Below are 19488 nucleotides of genomic sequence, written 5' to 3' on the forward strand. Positions count from 1 at the left end.
CTCAGCCCGCCGTATAGCCGCCGTCGGCGTAGATGATGTGGCCGGTATGGAAATCCGAGGCGCGGCTGCACAGGAACAGCAGCGGGCCTGCAAGATCCTCCGGTTCGCCCAGCCGCCCCACCGGCACGCGGGCGAGAAAGCCTTCGCGTACTTTTGTGGCGTTCCCGTTATCCTCGAACATCCAGGCGGTGAGCGGTGAGCGGAAGACCGTGGGCGCGATGGCGTTGACGGTGATGCCGTGCTTGCCCCACTCGCAGCCAAGCGATCTGGTGAGTCCATCCACTGCCGACTTCGACGTGCAATAGGCCGTATAGCCTGCCGGATGGCCAAGCTTCCCGCGCGCGGACGAGGTGAATACCACCTTGCCGCCGCGTCCCTGGGCGATCATCTGCTTGCCCGCCGCGCGGGCCATCAGCCAGGCGCCATCAACATTGGCCAGCATGACCTTCTGGAATCTCTCCGGCGTAAGGTCATTGATCATGCCAACATCGTTCACGCCCGAAGCGATAACGAGAATGTCCACCCCGCCATAAGCCGAGACCGCCGCCGCGACTATGGCGTCACAATCCGCCTCGGTGTTCGGGCGGCGATTTACCGCGGTAGCCTCAATGCCGTTCCCGGCCAATTCGGCCCGGAGAGCATCGAGTTCCCCGGCGTTTCCAGCCGTGATCACCAGCCGCGCGCCGGCATTGCCCAGCGTGGCGCAGACCACCTTGCCGAACGAGCCAGTCGCGCCGATTACTATGGCCGACTTTCCGGCAACGTCGAACAACTGGCGGGTGTCGATAGCGGGGAGCGTCATGCGCTTTTCTCCGGGTAGGGCATGACGACCAGCATGGCCGCCACGGTATTTCCGTAGTTACGCACGGCCCGCGCTTCCCCGCCCGGGATGAAGCAACTGTCGAGAGCCTTGAGCACGTGAACCTCGCCGGATCCGAGTTCGATGGTTACCGCGCCTTCCAGCACGACATAGATCTTGCCGAGCGGTCCGGCGTCCATTTCGGCGCCGCCACCGGGCAGGAAATAGGAAAGGCCGGTCCAGGCAAAATCGGCGCCGCTGGCTTCGAAGCCCTGCAGGCGGAGCGAACGCATGTCGTAGTGTTTGGGGGCAATATAGGGCCGCGCATCGGCCAGCCGGACGATTTCCATGACATTCCTCTCAACCACGTGCCGGGCATTTCCCGGTCGGAAGTGCAGGCGCGGCCGGAACAGGCCGACCGCGCCCGCTCGTTCAGTCGTTGTCCTTGCCGGTCTCGATCCGGAAGGTGCCGTTCGGATCGACGATGGCGACAAGCCGGACGATACAGCCGTCACCCTTCTTCCAGCGCCACGGGAATGCGGCGAAGGTCACGCGCTGGCCGGTCACCTTGTCGATGTCGCCACCGACGTTCTCAAAACCGCAGATACCGGCAGAGAGGATCGCATTGTGGCAGGGTTCCCATTCCGGGAAGTCCTCGATCACCTTGCGGCCGGTCAGCTTTTCGTATTCCTGATTGATACCCGGCAACAGGCCGTGCGGTGCGCCCGGGCCATGCGGGCCGATGGCGGTGCCGAGCGGGTGGTCAAGCGCCTGGGTATCCGACCCGCACATCTTGACCTTCTTCTGGACGAACCATTCACCCGCGTCCTTGTAGAAGCCCGGCGAGTAGCCGTAGTAGTGCTGATTATCACCGTAGTACTTGTGCCAGCCGGTATTGACGATCACGATGTCCCCTTCCCGGATTTTCGGGCGGGCATTCTCCAGATCCTCGGCGGTGATCACCCCCCACTTTTCCTTGGGGATCGAAACCACCACGCCCGTACCGAAGAAATACGGCAGCGGCACTTCGTCCATGAACGGCGTACCCGGCACGACGTGGGCCGGCGCGTCGATATGAGTGCCGGAATGCATCACGGTGGTGATCTTCTGGGTCAGCACGCCGGACTTGGACATGCCGTGCAGACGCTCGATCTTCACATCCTCGAAATAGGGCCAGCACGGCTGGCCAAGGCCCCAGGGATGGCTGAGATCATAGAACTCCAGCCCCATCGAATTGAGCAGGTTCGTTTCCTTGAACTGGCACAGGCTTTCGTCGCGCCAATCGCCTTCTTCCCAACCGGGCATAATCTTTCTCCAAAAGTATCAGATTGAAAATATGTATTTTATTAATCCGGTGACACGTCAGGACACTGAAACTTCCAGCTTCTTGAAGCCGCGAAGGACGTTGATGATGTGACGTTCTGCGTTCACTACTTTGAAGCGCTTGACCCGCTTGGTGAGTGCCGTCAGCAAGGCTGCGATCTCCATACGTGCCAAATTGTTGCCGATGCAGCGATGCACACCGTGACCAAAGCCGACATGATCCATGGCCCTTCGTCGAACGTCGAAACGATCGGGCGCTGCCCACTTATCTGGATCGCGATTTGCGCAGCCATACGATACAATTATGCGGGATCCGGCAGGCAACACGGCGCCCCCAACCGAGAAATCTCGAGTGAGCACACGGGAAAAGTTCTGGATCGGGGACTCGACGCGGATGACCTCGTTCACTGCGTTCGGAATCAATTGGGGGTTTGCGCACAGGATATCCCACTGGTCAGGGTTCTGTGCGAACAGCCAAACTGCGCTTGAAGTCGCAAAGATAGTCGTGTCCAAGGATGGGCCCATATAGTCATTCATCATCGGGCCGCACTGATCGTGGCTGATTTCCCCACGGTCGGCCGCGTCCCAAATCATGGAGGCCCAACCGCCGGGCTTCAGCTTACCTGGAACGCATTGCGTGAAGGCATAGTCCACCATTCCCTGTGCCGTCGGGAAGGCAGCCAAGGTCCTGTCGTTCAGAGGCCCAAAGCACTGAAAGTTGGCAGCCGCCCATTCCAACATCTTTTCGCGGCCTTCTTCAGGCAGGCCGACAAGATCGGAAACGATTGTTACGGGCAGATGTTGGGCCAACTCTGTTGCGGCATCGAAACTGCCCTTGGCAACAAGCCTGTCCACCAAGCCTTCCGCTTCGCTGGTTATCTTATCGCTCAAATCCCTAAGGGCGTTTGGCATGAGCGGCTTGATCAAGACCTTGCGAATAGCGTCGTGCTCGGGCGGGTCGCTGCAAAGGACCCCGCCCCGCAAGGCGGCATTCATCTGATCATTCAGAGTCACGCCCTGTGCAGACGTGAATGTTTTCCAGTCACCAAGCGCGGCATGAATTTCGGAAAAGCGCGTGAGGAAGTAGCAGCTGCATTGGGTCAACCAAACCACAGGTCCTAACGAACGAAAATTAGAGTACGCTCGATACGGATCGGAGATGACCTCTTCGCTGAACAGGTCAACATCTGAAACAGGAACGCCAGATGCTACTGACATTGTTGATCCCATGCCTGACATGTTGCAGCACCTTTAAAATTCAAAGGATATAGACAAACCTATGATCGCCAATGGAAATTCATCCGGAATATTCATGAGTTTGTCGTTCATTTTATCCTCGTCCGTTATGGCTGTTCCTTCAGAGCGCCACTTTTTCTGTGAAATTTACAACAGGGGCTGGCGTTTAGGCCTTTTGGTGTCAGCGGCCGGGTTTGATCCTGATTCGTGGTCAATAGCGCGAGTCTACGCAAAACTGATCAGCGGTCAAGTTTGAATTATGATCATATCATAAGGTGGCGCAAATATGACCGGGTATCAAAGTTGATATGTTATGTTGAAACCGATAGGATGTGCTGTGCCCCCCCCCACTCCCCTTTGGGTGCGGGGTGGGCATGTAGGGCGGGAAAACGGGGTATTTGGATTGAAGAACGTAGCAGCCGATGGTCGCCTCGCGAGGCGCAAGGTGCAGACTAGGGCGGCATTGCTTGAAGCCGCGTATGTTGAAATGTCATCTAGCGGAATCGATAGCGTCAAGATTCGTGACATAACCGATCGAGCTGATGTCGGCTTTGGTACGTTCTACAACTACTTTGAAAGTCGGGATGCATTAGCGGGGCAGGTGCTCGACTGCGTCATACACGACATGGGTAGGAGAAATATAAAAGTCACTGCTGGGTTGCGCGAAAGAGAGCCAGCACTTGTTATTCCGACTTCAATGCGGTTGTTCATACACGAGGCCGTATCTAGTACTATGTGGCAGTGGTGGGCGAAGCGACCCGATCTTCTTTGTGATCGGATGCGAGATGGTTTCGGGCCGTTCGGTAGGCGCGACATGCGGGACGGCATCCGGATCGGTGTACTGGCGCTAGATCCAGCCAATATCGAAACGTGCTGGGGGCAGGCTAATTGGATGCTGGTTGGAGCCATTCATGACATTTATGAAGGCAAGCTGGTGGCTGAAGAATCGTGTCTCATCGTCGAATCCATCATGCGGATGATGGGCGTTGAGCGCGAGCTTGCGCATCATGTGTCAAGCACCCCTCTACCGAATTATCCGGCCGCAAATGTTGATTGGACATTTGATCTTGCCGCATTTCGGGCGGGTTCTTCAGGTGCCTGATGTAAACGTCTAAAAGGCACGTGCGGTGCATATGGCAGTAATTGACGTGGATTAGCTGGATACGCAGAAAATTGGACAGTTATAGATATTGATGGTTGATAGATTTCTCTGTCGCCTTGCTGGCCCGGGCTGCGCGAATAAAGGTGAATTTTGATGGGATCTGTGGTTTCAGCGGATACGCACGCGGGCATGGGGTATATACCCGGGGGGGCCTTCGCTATGGGTTCCGACCGTTTCTATCCGGAAGAGGCGCCGGTGCGGCGCGTATCCGTCGCCTCGTTCTGGATCGACAAGACGCCAGTGACCAACGAGCAGTTTGCCGCTTTCGTGGCAGACACAGGCTATGTCTCGTTCGCAGAAGTCGCTCCTGATTTACAGAAATATCCGGGTATGGACCCAGCGTTAGCCCATCCAGGCTCAGCCGTTTTCGAAATGTCGACCGGGCCGGTCGACTACAATGTACCTAGTTGGTGGGAATTCCGCCTGGGTGCCAACTGGCGCGCACCGACCGGACCCGGCAGCTCAATCTCGGGCATCGAGGATCACCCGGTCGTTCACATCGCTTACGATGATGCGGAGGCCTATGCGAGATGGGCCGGCAAATCGCTGCCGACCGAGGCCGAATGGGAATTTGCTGCGCGCGGTGGTTTGCACGGCTGTGACTATGCGTGGGGCGACGAACTGATGCCGGATGACGAAGTGTTGGCCAATTACTGGCAAGGACAATTCCCATACGAAAACCAGCTTACTGATGGATACTTGCGAACTTCTCCTGTCCGTCACTTTCCGCCGAATGGTTACGGGATTTTCGATATGATCGGCAATGTTTGGGAATGGACTGGGGACTGGTTCTCGCAGCCAAAGAATAATAAGAAGGTCAGCGGTTCTTGCTGCGTTCCGGCTAACCCCCGTGGTGGCACGCGAGGGGGTAGCATCTCGAAGTCCGATAGCAGTCGCATGCCCCGAAAAGTGCTCAAAGGCGGGTCGCATCTATGCGCCGACAATTATTGTCAGCGTTACAGGCCAGCCGCTCGCTACGCGCAACCGATCGACACCACCACAAGCCATGTTGGCTTTCGCTGTGTGCGACGCGGTGACGAAGGCAGTAGCCCATTGGGGCTAGGCGAAAGTTCGCGTCTACGGCGCGGTTAGAATGGAGGTGGGCTGTTAGAAGAGGTGGGAACACGTCATAAGCCCCACTGCGCCTCTCCATATGCCTGCGTCGATAAGAGCACTCTGCGTCTACAAGGGTGGATGAACGCTGCCGGCCGACGGGAACTTGGCTCGGAGTAGCAGCGCGAGGGTTAGCGTCGCCGCACAGGTGGCGCTCATAAATAGCCAGCCCGCCGAGTAGGAACCCGTAATGTCGCGCAGCCAGCCGAGCGACTGGGGCCCGATGAACTGCCCCAAGCTGGCTCCCAGCGCAGTTAGAGCGATAACACGCCCCGCCTCCGCGCGTCCCATGAACGCGGGCGCCATAGAATTCACGAGCAGCGGTATGCTGAGCTGAAATGCCTTGGCGATTATCAGGCCGACAGAGTAGATCACCGGTGTCGTCGCGTGTTGACCGACCAGCAATAGGAGGCTTGCGACCAAGTTGATTCCACAGACTGCAATTGCGAGTGGCCACCGGCCAAAGCGGTCGGCAACGAGCCCAATCACCAAATTCATCCCAACGGCAAGAACGAGTCCGATCGAGGTCAACTTGGCGAACGTGCTTGGCCCGTAGCCCCAGACAGACTGCATCTGGAGAGCTGCAAAGTTGTCCACCACCCCTTCTTCGCCCGCAAGGAGCACCAGCAGGCAAAGTACCCACATCCATGGCTGTCGGTAAGCAGAGCGATGCTCAGTTCTGGCGGCGTCGTGGGTGGAGGCCGCAGGATCAGCCGACGCCTCTCCTTCCACCTTCATCGTAGGTAGAAAGGTCGCGATCGCCGCTGCGCAGAACATAACCCCGCCGAAGAACAAAATGGAAGCGCGCCAGCCACTTTGTTCTGCGATCGCACTGCTGACATTCATCGTAGCGACGGTTGCCAACATTCCGGCGGCGGTCAGCAGGCCCATGGCTGTGCTGCGGTACTGCGGTACAGTGCACAGGACCGCCCCGGTCACGGCGGCTGGGACGGCGAAACGGACGCCGACCTGCCAGAGCGCCCGGGCTGTCAGTGACAGCACGAAGCCTTTGGCTATCGCAAGCGCCAGCAGTCCAAGCGTAGCCAAAACTATCCCGCCAAGCAACGCACGCTTATAGCCGAACCGAGCGATGGCAGCGCCGGCTGGAAGAGCGCAGAGAATACCGGCTAACCCTGCTATCCCAGAGAAAAAACCAACTTGAGAGAAAGTCAGGTCAAAGTTGGCCTTGATTTGGGGGATCAGCGGCACAAATCCGATTGATGGCGCTAGCATCAGGCCATTCGCTAAGAGCAGCATGGCTAAAAGCCCCCACCGCTGCCGATGATCACCGGGCGTTTGCACCGGGGCGTTCAAATTTGAAACGGCGGGGCTCATTTGGTTCGTGCTCGTGCTGGAGATTTCGACATTCTCGCTGGTATCGGCCATCGTCAGGCCTTTGGCGGGATAACATCCTCATAACCCGAGTAAATCCAGTCCGGGTCATCGAATGTTTCATAAGGCTGCGGGATAGCCGGGATTGCTTTTTGCGGAATCTTGGGATTGTAAGGCTCATGAAATCGGGGAGGCTTGATGTCGTCCCGCGGAAACTTCGGATATGCTGCCGCAGGTGCCGTGCTGACCTTGTCGTCCACCCAGCTTTCGTAAAAGTCGCAGCGGAAGCTACGGATCCACTTCATGTGCCAAATTTTCCATTCGCCCTTCTCTCGAATGAAATCGCAGGCGTATTTCCCCCAACACCAATACGCTCGCATTGGGGCTTTCCCTTCGACATGCCCCTCCGGAACTGTGTGTGCATGATCATGATAATAGGTCTCAAGACCGGGCGAGAGCCAGATAGCCTTCGCTGTCTCGCCATCGCCCGAGACCTGGATGTTCGGAGTGGTGAGCGTGTGCAAAAAGAAAGCGCCAGGTTCATTCCCCGCTCGCCCTAGCAGGCCGTTCCACAGGAATTCGATCGCATCTTTCCCGACAAATATACCGCCATTGGAGAGGTCCATACTAACATCGGGCATGGACAGGGCGAACAGCTCCGGTTTGCGATGGAACAGATGTGGGAAATGCAGATATTCGTACGACGACATCAAGTTTGTAATGTCATTGACGGATTTAAGCCGATCAACCTCTAGAGAGAGTGTATCTAATTTGTGCTGAAGAACGTTAATATCAGTCACGATTATAACCTCCATAGAACGATGTCACTTCAAATATTTGACTTTGTGGGGGTGTCATTCAGTGATGGCATATCCGCTCTTCATACCTGCGTGACGCATGAGATTTGCCGCCCTAGCCGAGAGTGATATCTGGCGGAGAGTTAACTCCGCCAGATTTACAAAGGGGGGCTAGAAGGTGGCGCCGAGACGCATGCCGTAGGTGCGCGGAGGAGTTGTCGCGACGGTGCCTGAGCCAATGTTGGAGATGGTCGATGTGAACACAATGCGCCGGTTTTCGATATTGCGCACAAAGGCAGAAATTGACCAGTTTTTCTGGCGCGGCTCTAACGTGATCGATGCATTTGATGACCAGTAAGACGGGGTCCGCTCGAATTGCAGGTATTCGAAGCCGGTCATCTGGCTAGTTTTGAATTGCGTGCTGGCATCAAGCACCAAGTTGAAGTTCCCCACCGATACGCGTTGCTGGGCGTTGAGATTCAGGGTCCAGCGGGGTGCATTGAAGCTGGTTTGGCCCGAACAGTTCACAAGGAAGGTTGCCGCGTTTGCGGGGTTTGTACTGTAGGGACAGCCGACTTGTGGTGGGTTTCGGTTGGGGAGCGTGTATAAGAAATTGTTGAAGCGTGCATCCAGATATTGGACGTTTGCGGTGAGCAGGGTGTCCGTCGCCGGCCGAGCCTGGATGTCGATTGCCACGCCCTTATTTGTTGAGGCGCCAGCGTTCTCGGTAAGAAAGCCGGGATTGCCATTGGCGTCGATTCCGGAGTGACTGACCTGCTGGTTTCGATATTTCCAATAGAACGCTTCAATGTTCACCTGCAGGCGGCCACCAAAAAAGCGATTTTTCGACCCGATTGTGTAGGCGTCGATGTACTCAGGCGCGTAGGTGGTGAAGCCTGCCGCCAGCGCGAACCCGCCGGCGTGGTAGCCGTTTTCAAAGTTGGCGTAGAGCAGCGAGGTGGGCGTGAGATCAAGTTCGACGCCAGCATGCGCCGTAACCTGGCCCGTCGATATGCCCTGATCGACTACCGTCTGTATGCGAATGGCTAGCGCTCCCGTGCTGCCTACCGGAAGCGGCGTGCCACCAACTGCCGGTATGGGAAATGGGATATCCGACAGGCTGAGCGAAGCGGGGATTCCCGGGGCAGTCGGACACGCTGGAGCCGCGCAAACCAGCGTCACGACGTTCGATACGCCGTCAAACTGCTTCTTGTCCTTCGTGTAGCGCAGGCCGCCGACAAGCCGCAGGCGATCTGCAAGATGGGCAGTGATCCGCGCAAATGCGGCATATGAATCGGTCCTTGATCGAAAGGTCTGCAGATTCCAGAGAAATTCTTGGTTATAATTGTCGTTTCCGTCCACAGTTTCGTGGAAATAGTACCCTCCAAGCATGTAATCGAGCGCGCCATGGCGCTCACCTGCCAAACGAACCTCCAAGCTGTGCTGGCGCTGCAATTCATTGATCAGCGAGGTTCCGCCTCCGGCATGGAAAATATTGTCGAGTTTAGCAGATCGATAGGCTGGGATTAAGGTCAAGGCACCGAGAGGGGTCTGATACTTGACTTCGCCAGTCACGCCGAAGAAGGTATTATCCTGATTTTGCCGGCTATCCAGCGATCTCAACGTTCGGCCGATGACAGGGACGAAACGTGCCTCGCGCAGGGATTGCGCCTTGGGATCGAGAATGCCGATTTCGGGGTCGAACGGTGTCGGCGGATAGGAGTAAGTACCTGCTCCTTGATTCAATGACGAGAATGTCGCGTAAGAGTAGCCGATCCCCTTGCCGCCTTGGTGCGCCCAGTCGACGCCAAATCGCACGGTCAGATCAGGGCCGAATTCGCCCAAAATCTGGGCGCGCAGTGCGCTATCGCGCTGATCGGAGGTCCCGTCCGACAGATAGCCGTCATGTTTCACCAGGTTACCTGCCAACCGGAAGGCGGCGGAACCACCAAGGGGAGCATTTACCGAGCCTTGGGCGTTGATTGCGTCGTAATTGCCGTAGCTCATCAGCGCGCTGGCGCTGAGCTGCCCTAGTACGGGCTGCTTTGGAATAATGTTCAGGGCGCCAGCAGTGGCGTTCCGGCCATAGAGCGTGCCTTGCGGGCCAGGTAGCATTTCTACCCGCTCCAAATCGTAAAAAGCGCCCGAGGTGGAGGTGGGGCGCCCGACGTAGACGCCATCATAGTTGAAGGCGATCGCGGGATCGCTGTAAGCATTATTCGTGAAGTTCCCAACCCCCCGCACGAAGAATGTTGTATTAGCACCGCCACCGCTTTGAACAGCAAGGGACGGTACGAGACGTGACAGCTGCTCGGGGGTCGATACTTGCGCAGTCGCCAAGGCGTCGCCGGTCACCACGGTGACGGGGACAGCCGCTTTCTGCAGATTTTCCGACCGGCGTTGCGCCGTCACGATAATTTCATCAAGCGGAGCCGCAGCCTCGGCATTCTGCGGACGGAAGGCAGAAGGTGCGACATCGGCGGTTTGTGCATGGACCTGCGAAGTGGCTCCGGCTGCAATTATGGCGGTTGTTCCAAGTAAAAATGTGCGCATGTTAAATATACCTCCCCCAAATATTTTGAACAGCACAATTAGTAATGCGCATAGCTCATATTAAATTCGCTGTCATGCGTGAGATTATTGCGAGATTGAATATACATTCCGAATAAAATTTTCGATTTATTCGACAATGAATTCAGTCTAAATTTTGCCTTTAGCAAATATTATTCTAAGTTGCGTGCCTTGCCGCAGATATCTTACGGAGGGCGCGGTGAAAAATGATATGTTTGCACCCTGATGATGCATAAAACTAATCCTTGGTCGCAGACCAATCTTCGCCACATCGCAAGGTAAGGGCCACCCCTTGCGTGTTAGTGCGGGGCGCCTGTGCCGCTGTGCGTGTAGAGGCAAGTGAGCTGAGTAGTGTAATATGCTGTGTCGCCTCCGGCGAGGCGATCACGATCCCGCCCATTTGGCGCAGCGCAAAAATGAATTATGCGATAGACAGCATCCCGAGATGAGGTGTCGCGTCACCGTCCAAGCTAACCCCAGGACTGGCCGCCAATCACATCGCTGCGCAAATCTCGGAAACCCAAGCGCTACGCGAGAGCATGCTGGCCGCCATTCGTATCCGCCGAACTCATAAACGATGTGCTTACGCTGCGGTCTCGTTGGCGGACGGACCGAACGCATCCCAGATTTCGCGCATCGTCTTGATCAATTCCAAAGCTGGTGCAGTGAACTCCGTGCCCTCACGGGTTATTAACATCATTGGTCGCGACGGCGTTGGCGATACAAGTCTGACTGTTTTGACTTCCGGTAGATCACGAAAGCCTTGGATAGGAGCAACGATGGGCAGTTGAGCGCGATTTGCAAAGTCCCTCAGTGTTTCTGGAGAATTGAGCTCGGCCACAAAACACGGGTGAACGTCGACTTCCGCGAGCGCGCGTTCCAGCGCCAGCCGGCTCGCATAATTCTTAGTGAGCGCGCCCAACGAGCGCCCATTAAGTGCGGTCAGCGGTAATGTTTCAAGTGGAGCCAAGGGGTCGTCTAACGGAACAGCAAGCGCAAGTTCTTCCATATAAAGGGGCGTGAGTGTAAATCCGCGGCGCGGTGTCACTTCGCCGGCAATCGCGAAATCAATTCGCGAATCGTCGAGCGCGGCGAAAAGATCTATTCCTGAGACTTCAATGACCTGGATAGGTTGAGAAAACCCGCCTTCCCGCAAACGCAATAGGCTGGATGGCAAGATCTCTGTGAGAAGGAAATGTCCCCACACGCCAATACGAAGGCTTCGCGGCTCCGGCGACAATTGGCGCAACCTCTCGACACCTTCAAAAATGCGATCGATCGCAGGGCGGCAATGTTCGAAGAAAATGGCTCCCTCAACTGTGAGCTCTACCCGCTTGCTGGAGCGCTCGACCAGCCGGCAACCTAACTCTTCTTCCAGCTTTTTGATCTGATGCGACAGGGCAGACTGACTGACGTTGCAAAGTTGTGCTGCACGCGTGAAGTGGCGCTCTCGCGCTACCGCGCAAAAATAGCGTAACGTGCGCAGCTCCATCCCAAAAATCCCAGCTTGCTCAATCATTACTTTTGCGCATCATTGGCGTGTGGACAAGTCATTTTCTATGGAACGAGTCCGGCGGTAACCCCCTCCGTAGATATTACAGGGGGCCACGACGAACATTTTCTGTGAGGCAATCGAAAGGCCGAGAGCTCGCGCACGACGAAATGACCTCGCGAATGACGTACCGCGATAGCGGTCGCAACTGGTCGTGCTGTGCCTCACTCAGGCCTTTCCATCAGCGCTTGGAGCAGGGAGGATATTTCTGCATGCCGTCCAGCTTGGCTCGGCGCAAAACCGCATTTTGCTTGGCGTTCGCAAGTGACGTAGTCCAGACGCTGCGAACGATCCCGACGCGCGCGGAACTGGCGACGCTTATGAGAGCTGTCACTCGCGAAATGCGTTTTCGCCACTTCGCCTTGATTCATCATGACGATCTACGAACGCAACGTCTCGATCGTGTCGATCTCAAAGATTATCCACCGGCGGTAACTGAGCGCCTGTTCAGTAACAATCGATATCGCCGCGATCCGGTCATTCGCGGCTGCATTTTTGTTGATGGCGCATTTCTCTGGTCAGATCTGGAAAGCCTCATCGAGCTCAACCGCCATGACCGGGACAGTTTTGAATTCGGCATGCGCGAAGGCCTAAATGAGGGCATCACTGTGCCTTACGTGCGTCTAGGCGACTGCATGGGCTCCTGCACATTCGCCGGGACACGTTCTCCGGATCGGGCATATCGCTACCTCGGCGTAGCCCAGATGGTCGGCATCTTTGCATTTCAGGCGGCGCGCCGACTGATCGCCCCTCCGGAGTCGTTCACGCACAGGCCCCGGCTGCATCCTCGTCCGCGGGATTGCGTGGTTCTCGCGGGGCGCGGCCTCTCGAACAAGGAAATCGCCCGGGCGCTTGCCCTGACGCCGCGCACCGTCGACGGCTATCTGACCGAGGCACGGCGCCTGTTCGGCGCTCATGACCGCACCGAACTGGTGGTTAGCGCCGTGCTTGCAGGTGAGGTCGGCCTTGACGAACTGGTCCGCCGTCAACCCGGGTAATCACTCGGTCTGTTTTGTATCACGCTCTGCTGCTTCCTTCGTGCGTGAAATCACGACCGGAGCACCGCAATGATCCATGTCATCGACAACCAGCACGCGGCGGAAAACCGGCCCTTGCTGCAATCCATGTTTGCCGACCGCAAGCGCCTGTTCGTCGACCTGTTCGGCTGGGACGTGCCCGTGATCGATGGCAAATATGAGATCGACCAGTTCGACAATGAGCACACGATTTACCTGATCGTTGCTGACGACGAGGGTGGGCACGCGGCATCGATCCGGCTGTTCCCCAGCACCCAGCCGCATATGCTCGGCACGCTCTTTCCTCATCTCTGCCCTTTCGGCGTTCCCGTGGATGCCGGCACCTGGGAAAGCTCGCGGCTGTGCCTGCCGCAGCGACACGGTGCCGCGCGGCGGCGCAACCTGCGCAACCTGCTCTTTTCGGCGATGGTCGACGTTGCACTCGAGCGCGGCGTCGAACGCTACACGGGTGTTATTCCCGACTCCTTCCGCAAGGATGTGCTCGCCATGGGCTGGCAAGCCGAGCCACTCGGGCCGGCAGTTCACATCCCCGGCGGCCCGATTGGCGCTTTCCTTATCCATATCCACCCCGACACGGGCGAGCGCCTTTCTTGGACCGGGGTCTATTCCACCGCAACCGATCAGGTGGCGGCATGAGCGCGGCGGTCGATCGCCACGTTGCCGGCCTCGCGCGCGATGGCTGGTGCCAGTTCGAGCGCGCGGTCGAGCCGGAACTGATCGCCGGGATCGAAGCGGACCTTGAGGCCCGCTTTGCAGCCACACCCTTGTGCCAGGGTGCCTTCTACGGCGAGCGGACCAGGCGTTTCGGGTCGCTGCTGTCACGCGCGGTGGGAATCGAGCGACTGGTCATGCACCCGCTGATCATCGAGATCGCCGAGCAGATGCTGCTGCCATGGTGTGAGCGGATCGCGCTCAACCTGACCCAGGCGATCGAGATCCAGCCCGGCGCCTTGCCCCAGCTGCCGCATCGTGACCAGGACATGTGGCAGGGCCCCAAGGGCAGGGTCGAATATCTCGTCAACGTCATGTGGCCGCTGACCAGGTTCACACGGCTGAATGGCGGCACGCGGCTATGGACGGGGAGCCACCTCGACCCGGACATCCCCGTGCTTCCCGAAGACGATGCCATCGTGCCGGCGATTGTGCCCGGCGACGCCCTAGTCTTTCTGGGTTCGACGCTTCACGGTGGCGGCGCCAACGCGAGTTTCGCACCGCGGCGCGGCATCGTGATCAGCTACTGCCTCGGCTGGCTCAAACCCTTCGAACTGCAATGGCTGGTCTATCCGCCACACGTGGCGCGCCATTTTTCGCCGGAACTGGCGTCGCTGGTCGGCTATGCCCAGCATCGCCCCAACCTCGGCAACGTCGAGGGACAATGTCCTTCGGTCCTCCTCCGCGAGCACGTTCCGGACCATCTGCAGGCCATCGATGCGCTTCGCCCCGACCAGACCGAGGCTGCGAACTTGTTTATCCGGACCCAGATGGGCGAGATGGGCTGAGGACGTTGCATTGATCGCGCCCGATTCCGGCGACCACGAGGCCATCGTGCGGCGAGGGCGCGGCGCGCTGGCATGGGAGGTGCTGCGTCGCGATCCTGCCTACCGTGCGGCCTATGCCAGTCTGCCGGGCTTGCCGCTGACCGGCGCTGCAGCCGATGCCGACTTCGCGGCGCACTGGGGGCTTCACTTTCCCTGAGGATCCGGAGCTGGACTGTATCCACGCCGCGCCCATGTGGAGCGTGGACGTGGATGCACGCGTCTTGACGGTCATTGCCAGCGTCGCATCCGCGCCGTTTTCCATCGACCTTCGGCAATTCGACGCACGAAGCGTTCAGGGCACCGCCCGTGAGCACGTGCGATTGGTCGTAGGCGGAGAGGCATTCCGTCTCGATGTGATCGATGGAACCGTGACAGTCGGGCCGGTCCAATTGACATATCTACTCATGCCGGATGGGCGGTTGGCGAAACAGATCGAAACCATCCGGCGATTGGATGCGTGGTTTTCCGGCTGCGTGCCCAAACGACCTCAGGCCGGTTTCCGCATACTGCGTATGGCGACTGCGCTGCGCGCGCGGGATGCCCGCATGGCCGGCGCGTCGCTGAGAGACATTGCTATGGACCTGCTGGGACCCGGCGATTGGCCGGGGCCGGGGGAGTGCCGCAAGTCGGCCGCCCGGCGGCTGGTGGCCATGGGCGAAAGGCTTGTCCTGGACGGACCGTTGCCGATCCTAAACATGTGACATGCGCAAGCTGAGGATTTGCGCGGCCTTGCCTAAGCCTCAGCTATTCAGCACTTCCGTCGGCAGCTCTTTCATCAGCAGCACGTAGGTTTCGACGCCCAATTCGGCAGCCAGCTTGTCCAACCGATCTACGCTAGCGCTGTAGCGACCTCGCTCAAGCGCGCTGACATAGCTGCGTGCAATTGAAGCGGAGTCAGCCAGAGCCTCTTGGGACAGGCCTCTCGCAACTCTCAGCAAGCGTAAGTTGCGGGACAATGTTTCTCGGCTCGACATGCCGAAACATGAGCCCGCTTGCGACAAATTTGCCCATAGCCTATGCAGGTCAAATTAACCTGTATACTGGTCAATTATGGTGAGATATGCTGCGAAACGTAGCGACGACTGGTCCTGTGACCGCCTATGATCGTGGTCACTTAGCCCTGTATGCAGCGTTGCTCGACGCCGAGGAAGCGGGGATGGCATGGCATGAGGCCGCGGCAACGATCATGCGCATCGACATTGCTGATGCTGGTGCGCACGGTTGCTGGCGGTCACACCTTGAGCGTGCTCGCTGGATCATTGGCGAAGGGCTTGGAGCGGCCCTCGAGGCTTTTGGCCGGACTTCCAAACTGACCCGGTAGATCTGCAGCGAAAGGCGCCTCGCGGCTTCGCCCCGACCGCGCTCTACGGCTCGCAATTTGCTCGCCCCCGAGCCCCGCCATTGGGCGGGTCTCGGCCTCCCGGTGACGATCGCTGGCGTGCCTGCGGACGCCGCGCCGGTGCGCGGCGGCGTTTCTGGTGCCTCTCCCGGTACGGCGGGTGCGGGCGGCGCTCCCGGCTAGGCCCGTCGTGGCCTGCGGCAACCCCTCCGCTGCGCTCGGGGTGCTCCACTTCGTTCCGCCCAGACGGTGCCGCCGGCCACTGGAGCCGGGCCTTTTGGTCGCTCTTCGCCGCCCACCCCCGCCTTCCGGGGAGGTTTGTTGCTTTTGGGTGGCGATGGAGGATAGCGATGCCAGAAGCCGCCAGCCGTCGTGCCCCCCGCAAGGGTGCAAGCGAAGATCGTCAGACCGAAAACCGGACGAGCCTCTATGACGAGGTGACCGCCCGTATCATCACCGAGCTTGAGGCCGGGCGCTTGCCGTGGGTTCAGCCGTGGGGATCGACCGGCAGCGCCGGACCCGGCCTGCCGCGCAACGCCCTCACCACGCGCAATTATTCGGGCGTCAACGTCCTGATCCTGTGGGGCGCGGTCATCGAGCACGGCTGGCCGTCGCAATCGTGGCTGACCTTCCGGCAGGCTCTGGAAGCGGGCGGCTGTGTCCGCAAGGGCGAGCACGGGGTGACCGTCGTCTATGCCGACCGCTTCACCCCCGAGACCGAAAAGGAACGCGCCTCGCGCGATGGCGACGAAGCCAAGGCGGTGCCGTTCCTCAAGCGGTTCACTGTCTTCAATGTCGCCCAGTGCGAGGGCCTGCGCGCCGGGCTGGCATCCGATCCTGTCCCGCTTCCCGAGCGTGAGATCGTGCCCCTTGCCGAGGAGGTCATTGCCGCCTCGGGCGTCGAGTTCCGCGTCGGCGGCGAAAAGGCCTTCTACGCCCCGGACCCCGATTTCGTGCAGGTGCCGCCGCAGCCCGCATTCTTCGATCAGATCAACTACTACCGGACCTGCCTGCACGAACTGACCCATGCGACCGGGCACCCCAGGAGACTGGGGCGCGACCTTCGCAATCCCTTCGGCAGCAAGGACTATGCCCGCGAGGAACTGGTCGCCGAGATGGGATCGGCCTTCCTCTGCGCCGCGCTTGGCATCGTGCCGACCGTCCGTCATGCCGACTATCTGGGCGCTTGGCTGGAGGTCTTGCGCGAGGACAATCGCGCGATTTTCCGCGCCGCCAGCGCCGCTTGCCGCGCCGCCGACTGGCTGCTCGCCCGCCAGCGTGAGGCGCAGGAGACCCGCGCCGAAGGGAGGATCGCGGCATGATCCTTCTGCCCCCGGCCTTGCGCTCCGCACTCCGCGCCAACGCCATTTCCCGGCATGACAGCGAGGGGAAGGGCGGAGGCTTCGACCCGCTGCCCGTGGTCAAACTGTTCAATCCCATCGGCGCGGCGACATGGCTGGCGACCGAATTGGACGAAGATGGCGACACCCTGTTCGGACTGGCCGACCTCGGCTTCGGCTGCCCGGAACTCGGCTATTTCAGCCTGTCCGAGATTGCCGCCGTGCGTCTGCCCTACGGCCTGTTCATCGAGCGCGACCTCTCGTTCGAGAGCAGCTTTCCGCTGACCGTCTGGGCCGAATGGGCGCGGCGCGCCGGTTCGATCCTGTGGGCGGAAACCTTGCTTCGCCGTGCCGTCCAGACCGGCTCGGACCCTGATCTTCCGCACCGTTCCGGCAACCCGGACGGCGGTTGAAGCGCGGGCGGCGCGCTTCGCCGCCAATCCGAAAACCGGTCCGACAACCCCGGAAAGAGCGACGGACCGGCACTCACAAGGAGCCCGACCATGACACTCGTTTTCATCGATCAAGACAAGCTGTCCGTCAGCAAGACCAACATGCGCTACGGGAAAAAAGCCCCCGATGTGACCGACATTCTGCCGACCGTGCGCAAGCGCGGCGTCATCCAGACGCTGCTCGTGCGCCCCAATTGTCAGGACGGTCATTTCGAGATCGTTGCAGGGGCGCGGCGCTTTCATGCCGCGCAGATCGTCGCGCAGGAAACCGGCGAGGCCGAGCCGCTGCCCTGCCGCATCCTCTCGGAAACCGACGATGCCGCCGCCATTGAGGCGTCGATGATCGAGAACCTCGCCCGGCTCGATGCCGACGAGGTGACACAGTGGGAGACGTTCACCCGGCTGGTGAAGGAGGGCCGCGACGTTGCCGACATCGCCGCGACCTTCGGGCTTCCCGACCTGACCATCGCGCGGGTGCTGGCGCTCGGCAATCTGCTGCCGCGCATCCGTAGCCTCTATGCGGCGGAGAAGATCGACCGCGCGACCGTCCGCCACCTGACCCTCGCCAGCAAGAGCCAGCAACGCGCGTGGCTGGCGCTGTTCGACGATGCCGACAGCTATGTGCCGACCGGCCATCAGCTCAAGGCGTGGTTGTTTGGCGGACAGTCGATCCCGGCGCGGTTCGCGCTGTTCGATCTGGACGGTTTCAAGGGCGCGACCGTGGCCGACCTGTTCGGCGACGACCGCTATTTCGCGGACGCCGATGCCTTCTGGACTGCCCAGAACGAGGCCATCGAGGAGCGCCGCGCAGCCTATCTGGGGGAAGGCTGGAGCGATGTCGTCATTGTGCCCGCGTCTGACCATTTCCATTCGTGGGAATATGAGAAGGCACCGAAGCGCAAGGGCGGGCGCGTCTATGTCGATGTCCGTTCGACCGGCGAGGTCACCTTTTACGAGGGCTATCTCTCCGCCAAGGAAGCCCGCCGCGCCGCGCGCGGAGATGGCCCGGAACCCGCGAAGCTCGCCCGGCCCGAGGTCACATCGACGATGCAGACCTATCTTGACCTGCACCGTCATGCCGCCGTCCGCGCCGCGCTGCTCGGGGCACCCGGCATCGCATTGCGGCTGATGGTCGCCCATGCCATCGGCGGATCGCATCTGTGGCGCGTGTCGCCCGAACCGCAGACGACCCGCAACGACGAGGTACGCGAGAGCATCGAAACCTGTCGCGGCGAGATCGCCTTCGACGAGCGCCGCCGCGCGGTGCTGGCCGTGCTCGACTTCTCGTCCGAGGAGCCGACCGTCACTGGCGGCAACGGTGACGACTTTGGCGTGGCGGGCATCTTCCTGCGCCTTATCGACCTTCCCGATCCCATCGTCATGGAGATCATCACGGTCGTCATGGGCGAGACACTGGCGAGCGGCAGCGCAGCCGTCGCGGCAGTAGGATTGCAGATCGACGTCGACATGGCCGACTGGTGGCAGGCGGACGCGGCGTTCTTCGAGCTGATCCGCGACAGAGAAGTCTTGACCCGGATCGTCGCCGAAGTGGCGGGCGAGACGGTCGCCACGGCCAATGCGGGCGAGAAGACCAAGACCTTGAAGCGCATTGTCCGCGACCATCTCGACGGCGCGGATGGGCGGACCAAGGTCGAGCGCTGGGTGCCGAAATGGCTGGCATTCCCGGCCTCCGCCTACACCACGCGCGGCGGTGTCGGCACCGTCGTCGCCCACGCCAAGGTAGAGGCGGCCCGGACCCCCGAGCCGGACCCCGACGCCCAGACGGAACCTTTCGCGCAGGCGGCATGATCCGTGCGGGCGGGGAAACCCCGCCCGCACCCGGACCCTCAAAATCCGGCCGCGCGCCTCCGCCGTCCCGGCGTCGGCGCGCGGCTTT

20 protein-coding genes are annotated in these 19488 nt (G+C 59.8%); 11 read left to right on the forward strand and 9 right to left on the reverse strand.

Features of this window, described 5'->3' with window-relative positions; genetic code table 11:
* Position 1: 1 nt before the first annotated feature.
* The 4 genes from H7F51_RS09190 to H7F51_RS09205 all read right to left on the reverse strand — a co-directional run bounded on the left by H7F51_RS09190 (position 2) and on the right by H7F51_RS09205 (position 3361).
* Positions 2-802 (reverse strand): SDR family NAD(P)-dependent oxidoreductase, encoded by an 801-nt coding sequence (locus H7F51_RS09190; RefSeq protein ID WP_185663961.1) that lies wholly within the window; start codon positions 800-802, stop codon positions 2-4.
* On the reverse strand, positions 799-1149 hold the full coding sequence (locus tag H7F51_RS09195; protein ID WP_185663962.1) for a cupin domain-containing protein: 351 nt from the start codon (positions 1147-1149) through the stop codon (positions 799-801). The genes H7F51_RS09190 and H7F51_RS09195 overlap by 4 nt, the downstream gene beginning before the upstream one ends.
* Positions 1150-1231: 82 nt before the next feature.
* A complete protein-coding gene (locus tag H7F51_RS09200; RefSeq protein WP_221774073.1) occupies positions 1232-2104 on the reverse strand; it encodes a cyclase family protein in 873 nt (290 codons plus the stop codon).
* Between the two features lie 57 nt (positions 2105-2161).
* A complete protein-coding gene (locus H7F51_RS09205) occupies positions 2162-3361 on the reverse strand; it encodes a cytochrome P450 (RefSeq protein ID WP_221774074.1) in 1200 nt (399 codons plus the stop codon).
* A 400-nt stretch (positions 3362-3761) separates the two neighbouring features.
* On the opposite strand from H7F51_RS09205, the gene H7F51_RS09210 reads away from it, so the two are divergent.
* Positions 3762-4460: a TetR/AcrR family transcriptional regulator gene (locus tag H7F51_RS09210; protein WP_185663963.1), complete on the forward strand. Its 699-nt coding sequence runs from the start codon at positions 3762-3764 to the stop codon at positions 4458-4460.
* A gap of 189 nt (positions 4461-4649) precedes the next feature.
* Positions 4650-5612: a formylglycine-generating enzyme family protein gene (locus tag H7F51_RS09215; protein WP_185664097.1), complete on the forward strand. Its 963-nt coding sequence runs from the start codon at positions 4650-4652 to the stop codon at positions 5610-5612.
* A gap of 90 nt (positions 5613-5702) precedes the next feature.
* On the opposite strand, the gene H7F51_RS09220 is transcribed toward H7F51_RS09215, so the two are convergent.
* The 4 genes from H7F51_RS09220 to H7F51_RS09235 form a co-directional block, all read right to left on the reverse strand.
* Positions 5703-7019, reverse strand: a complete 1317-nt coding sequence (locus tag H7F51_RS09220; RefSeq protein WP_185663964.1) for an MFS transporter — start codon at positions 7017-7019, stop codon at positions 5703-5705.
* 2 nt (positions 7020-7021) lie between these two features.
* Positions 7022-7765: a nuclear transport factor 2 family protein gene (locus tag H7F51_RS09225; protein ID WP_185663965.1), complete on the reverse strand. Its 744-nt coding sequence runs from the start codon at positions 7763-7765 to the stop codon at positions 7022-7024.
* 168 nt (positions 7766-7933) lie between these two features.
* Positions 7934-10315, reverse strand: coding sequence for a TonB-dependent receptor (locus H7F51_RS09230; protein WP_185663966.1), 2382 nt, complete (start codon positions 10313-10315; stop codon positions 7934-7936).
* 601 nt (positions 10316-10916) lie between these two features.
* Positions 10917-11852, reverse strand: a complete 936-nt coding sequence (locus H7F51_RS09235) for a LysR family transcriptional regulator (protein WP_221774075.1) — start codon at positions 11850-11852, stop codon at positions 10917-10919.
* 245 nt (positions 11853-12097) lie between these two features.
* Between H7F51_RS09235 and H7F51_RS09240 the strand changes: the two genes are divergently transcribed.
* From H7F51_RS09240 to H7F51_RS18895, 5 genes are all read left to right on the forward strand, one after another.
* A complete protein-coding gene (locus H7F51_RS09240) occupies positions 12098-12883 on the forward strand; it encodes a helix-turn-helix transcriptional regulator (protein ID WP_185663968.1) in 786 nt (261 codons plus the stop codon).
* Between the two features lie 69 nt (positions 12884-12952).
* Positions 12953-13558 carry an acyl-homoserine-lactone synthase gene (locus H7F51_RS09245; RefSeq protein ID WP_185663969.1) on the forward strand — a complete coding sequence of 202 codons (606 nt, stop codon included), beginning with the start codon at positions 12953-12955 and terminating at the stop codon, positions 13556-13558.
* Positions 13555-14421: a phytanoyl-CoA dioxygenase family protein gene (locus tag H7F51_RS09250; RefSeq protein ID WP_185663970.1), complete on the forward strand. Its 867-nt coding sequence runs from the start codon at positions 13555-13557 to the stop codon at positions 14419-14421. Before H7F51_RS09245 ends, H7F51_RS09250 begins: the two co-directional genes overlap by 4 nt.
* Before the next feature lie 10 nt (positions 14422-14431).
* Positions 14432-14617 carry a transcriptional regulator domain-containing protein gene (locus H7F51_RS09255; protein ID WP_185663971.1) on the forward strand — a complete coding sequence of 62 codons (186 nt, stop codon included), beginning with the start codon at positions 14432-14434 and terminating at the stop codon, positions 14615-14617.
* A 49-nt stretch (positions 14618-14666) separates the two neighbouring features.
* Positions 14667-15161: a DNA -binding domain-containing protein gene (locus tag H7F51_RS18895; RefSeq protein ID WP_185663972.1), complete on the forward strand. Its 495-nt coding sequence runs from the start codon at positions 14667-14669 to the stop codon at positions 15159-15161.
* Between the two features lie 39 nt (positions 15162-15200).
* On the opposite strand, the gene H7F51_RS09265 is transcribed toward H7F51_RS18895, so the two are convergent.
* Positions 15201-15434, reverse strand: a complete 234-nt coding sequence (locus H7F51_RS09265) for a helix-turn-helix transcriptional regulator (protein ID WP_185663973.1) — start codon at positions 15432-15434, stop codon at positions 15201-15203.
* 116 nt (positions 15435-15550) lie between these two features.
* On the opposite strand from H7F51_RS09265, the gene H7F51_RS09270 reads away from it, so the two are divergent.
* From H7F51_RS09270 to H7F51_RS09285, 4 genes are all read left to right on the forward strand, one after another.
* Positions 15551-15781: a hypothetical protein gene (locus H7F51_RS09270; protein ID WP_343061257.1), complete on the forward strand. Its 231-nt coding sequence runs from the start codon at positions 15551-15553 to the stop codon at positions 15779-15781.
* A 368-nt stretch (positions 15782-16149) separates the two neighbouring features.
* Positions 16150-17121, forward strand: a complete 972-nt coding sequence (locus tag H7F51_RS09275; RefSeq protein ID WP_185663975.1) for an ArdC family protein — start codon at positions 16150-16152, stop codon at positions 17119-17121.
* A complete protein-coding gene (locus H7F51_RS09280) occupies positions 17118-17552 on the forward strand; it encodes a DUF2958 domain-containing protein (RefSeq protein WP_185663976.1) in 435 nt (144 codons plus the stop codon). Before H7F51_RS09275 ends, H7F51_RS09280 begins: the two co-directional genes overlap by 4 nt.
* Positions 17553-17642: 90 nt before the next feature.
* Entirely contained in the window at positions 17643-19400 is a 1758-nt protein-coding gene (locus H7F51_RS09285) for a ParB/RepB/Spo0J family partition protein (RefSeq protein WP_185663977.1), read from the forward strand.
* Positions 19401-19488: the final 88 nt, after the last annotated feature.

Source organism: Novosphingobium flavum, assembly GCF_014230315.1.
Lineage (GTDB): Bacteria > Pseudomonadota > Alphaproteobacteria > Sphingomonadales > Sphingomonadaceae > Novosphingobium > Novosphingobium flavum.

Bases quoted from the DNA above. Each gene is read 5' to 3' on its own strand.
- H7F51_RS09190 (WP_185663961.1), bottom strand. From the start codon at position 802: ATGACGCTCCCCGCTATCGACACCCGCCAGTTGTTCGACGTTGCCGGA.
- H7F51_RS09195 (WP_185663962.1), bottom strand. From the start codon at position 1,149: ATGGAAATCGTCCGGCTGGCCGATGCGCGGCCCTATATTGCCCCCAAA.
- H7F51_RS09200 (WP_221774073.1), bottom strand. From the start codon at position 2,104: ATGCCCGGTTGGGAAGAAGGCGATTGGCGCGACGAAAGCCTGTGCCAG.
- H7F51_RS09205 (WP_221774074.1), bottom strand. From the start codon at position 3,361: ATGTCAGGCATGGGATCAACAATGTCAGTAGCATCTGGCGTTCCTGTT.
- H7F51_RS09215 (WP_185664097.1), top strand. From the start codon at position 4,650: ATGGGGTATATACCCGGGGGGGCCTTCGCTATGGGTTCCGACCGTTTC.
- H7F51_RS09220 (WP_185663964.1), bottom strand. From the start codon at position 7,019: ATGGCCGATACCAGCGAGAATGTCGAAATCTCCAGCACGAGCACGAAC.
- H7F51_RS09230 (WP_185663966.1), bottom strand. From the start codon at position 10,315: ATGCGCACATTTTTACTTGGAACAACCGCCATAATTGCAGCCGGAGCC.
- H7F51_RS09235 (WP_221774075.1), bottom strand. From the start codon at position 11,852: ATGATTGAGCAAGCTGGGATTTTTGGGATGGAGCTGCGCACGTTACGC.
- H7F51_RS09240 (WP_185663968.1), top strand. From the start codon at position 12,098: ATGCCGTCCAGCTTGGCTCGGCGCAAAACCGCATTTTGCTTGGCGTTC.
- H7F51_RS09245 (WP_185663969.1), top strand. From the start codon at position 12,953: ATGATCCATGTCATCGACAACCAGCACGCGGCGGAAAACCGGCCCTTG.
- H7F51_RS09250 (WP_185663970.1), top strand. From the start codon at position 13,555: ATGAGCGCGGCGGTCGATCGCCACGTTGCCGGCCTCGCGCGCGATGGC.
- H7F51_RS09265 (WP_185663973.1), bottom strand. From the start codon at position 15,434: ATGTCGAGCCGAGAAACATTGTCCCGCAACTTACGCTTGCTGAGAGTT.
- H7F51_RS09275 (WP_185663975.1), top strand. From the start codon at position 16,150: ATGCCAGAAGCCGCCAGCCGTCGTGCCCCCCGCAAGGGTGCAAGCGAA.
- H7F51_RS09280 (WP_185663976.1), top strand. From the start codon at position 17,118: ATGATCCTTCTGCCCCCGGCCTTGCGCTCCGCACTCCGCGCCAACGCC.
- H7F51_RS09285 (WP_185663977.1), top strand. From the start codon at position 17,643: ATGACACTCGTTTTCATCGATCAAGACAAGCTGTCCGTCAGCAAGACC.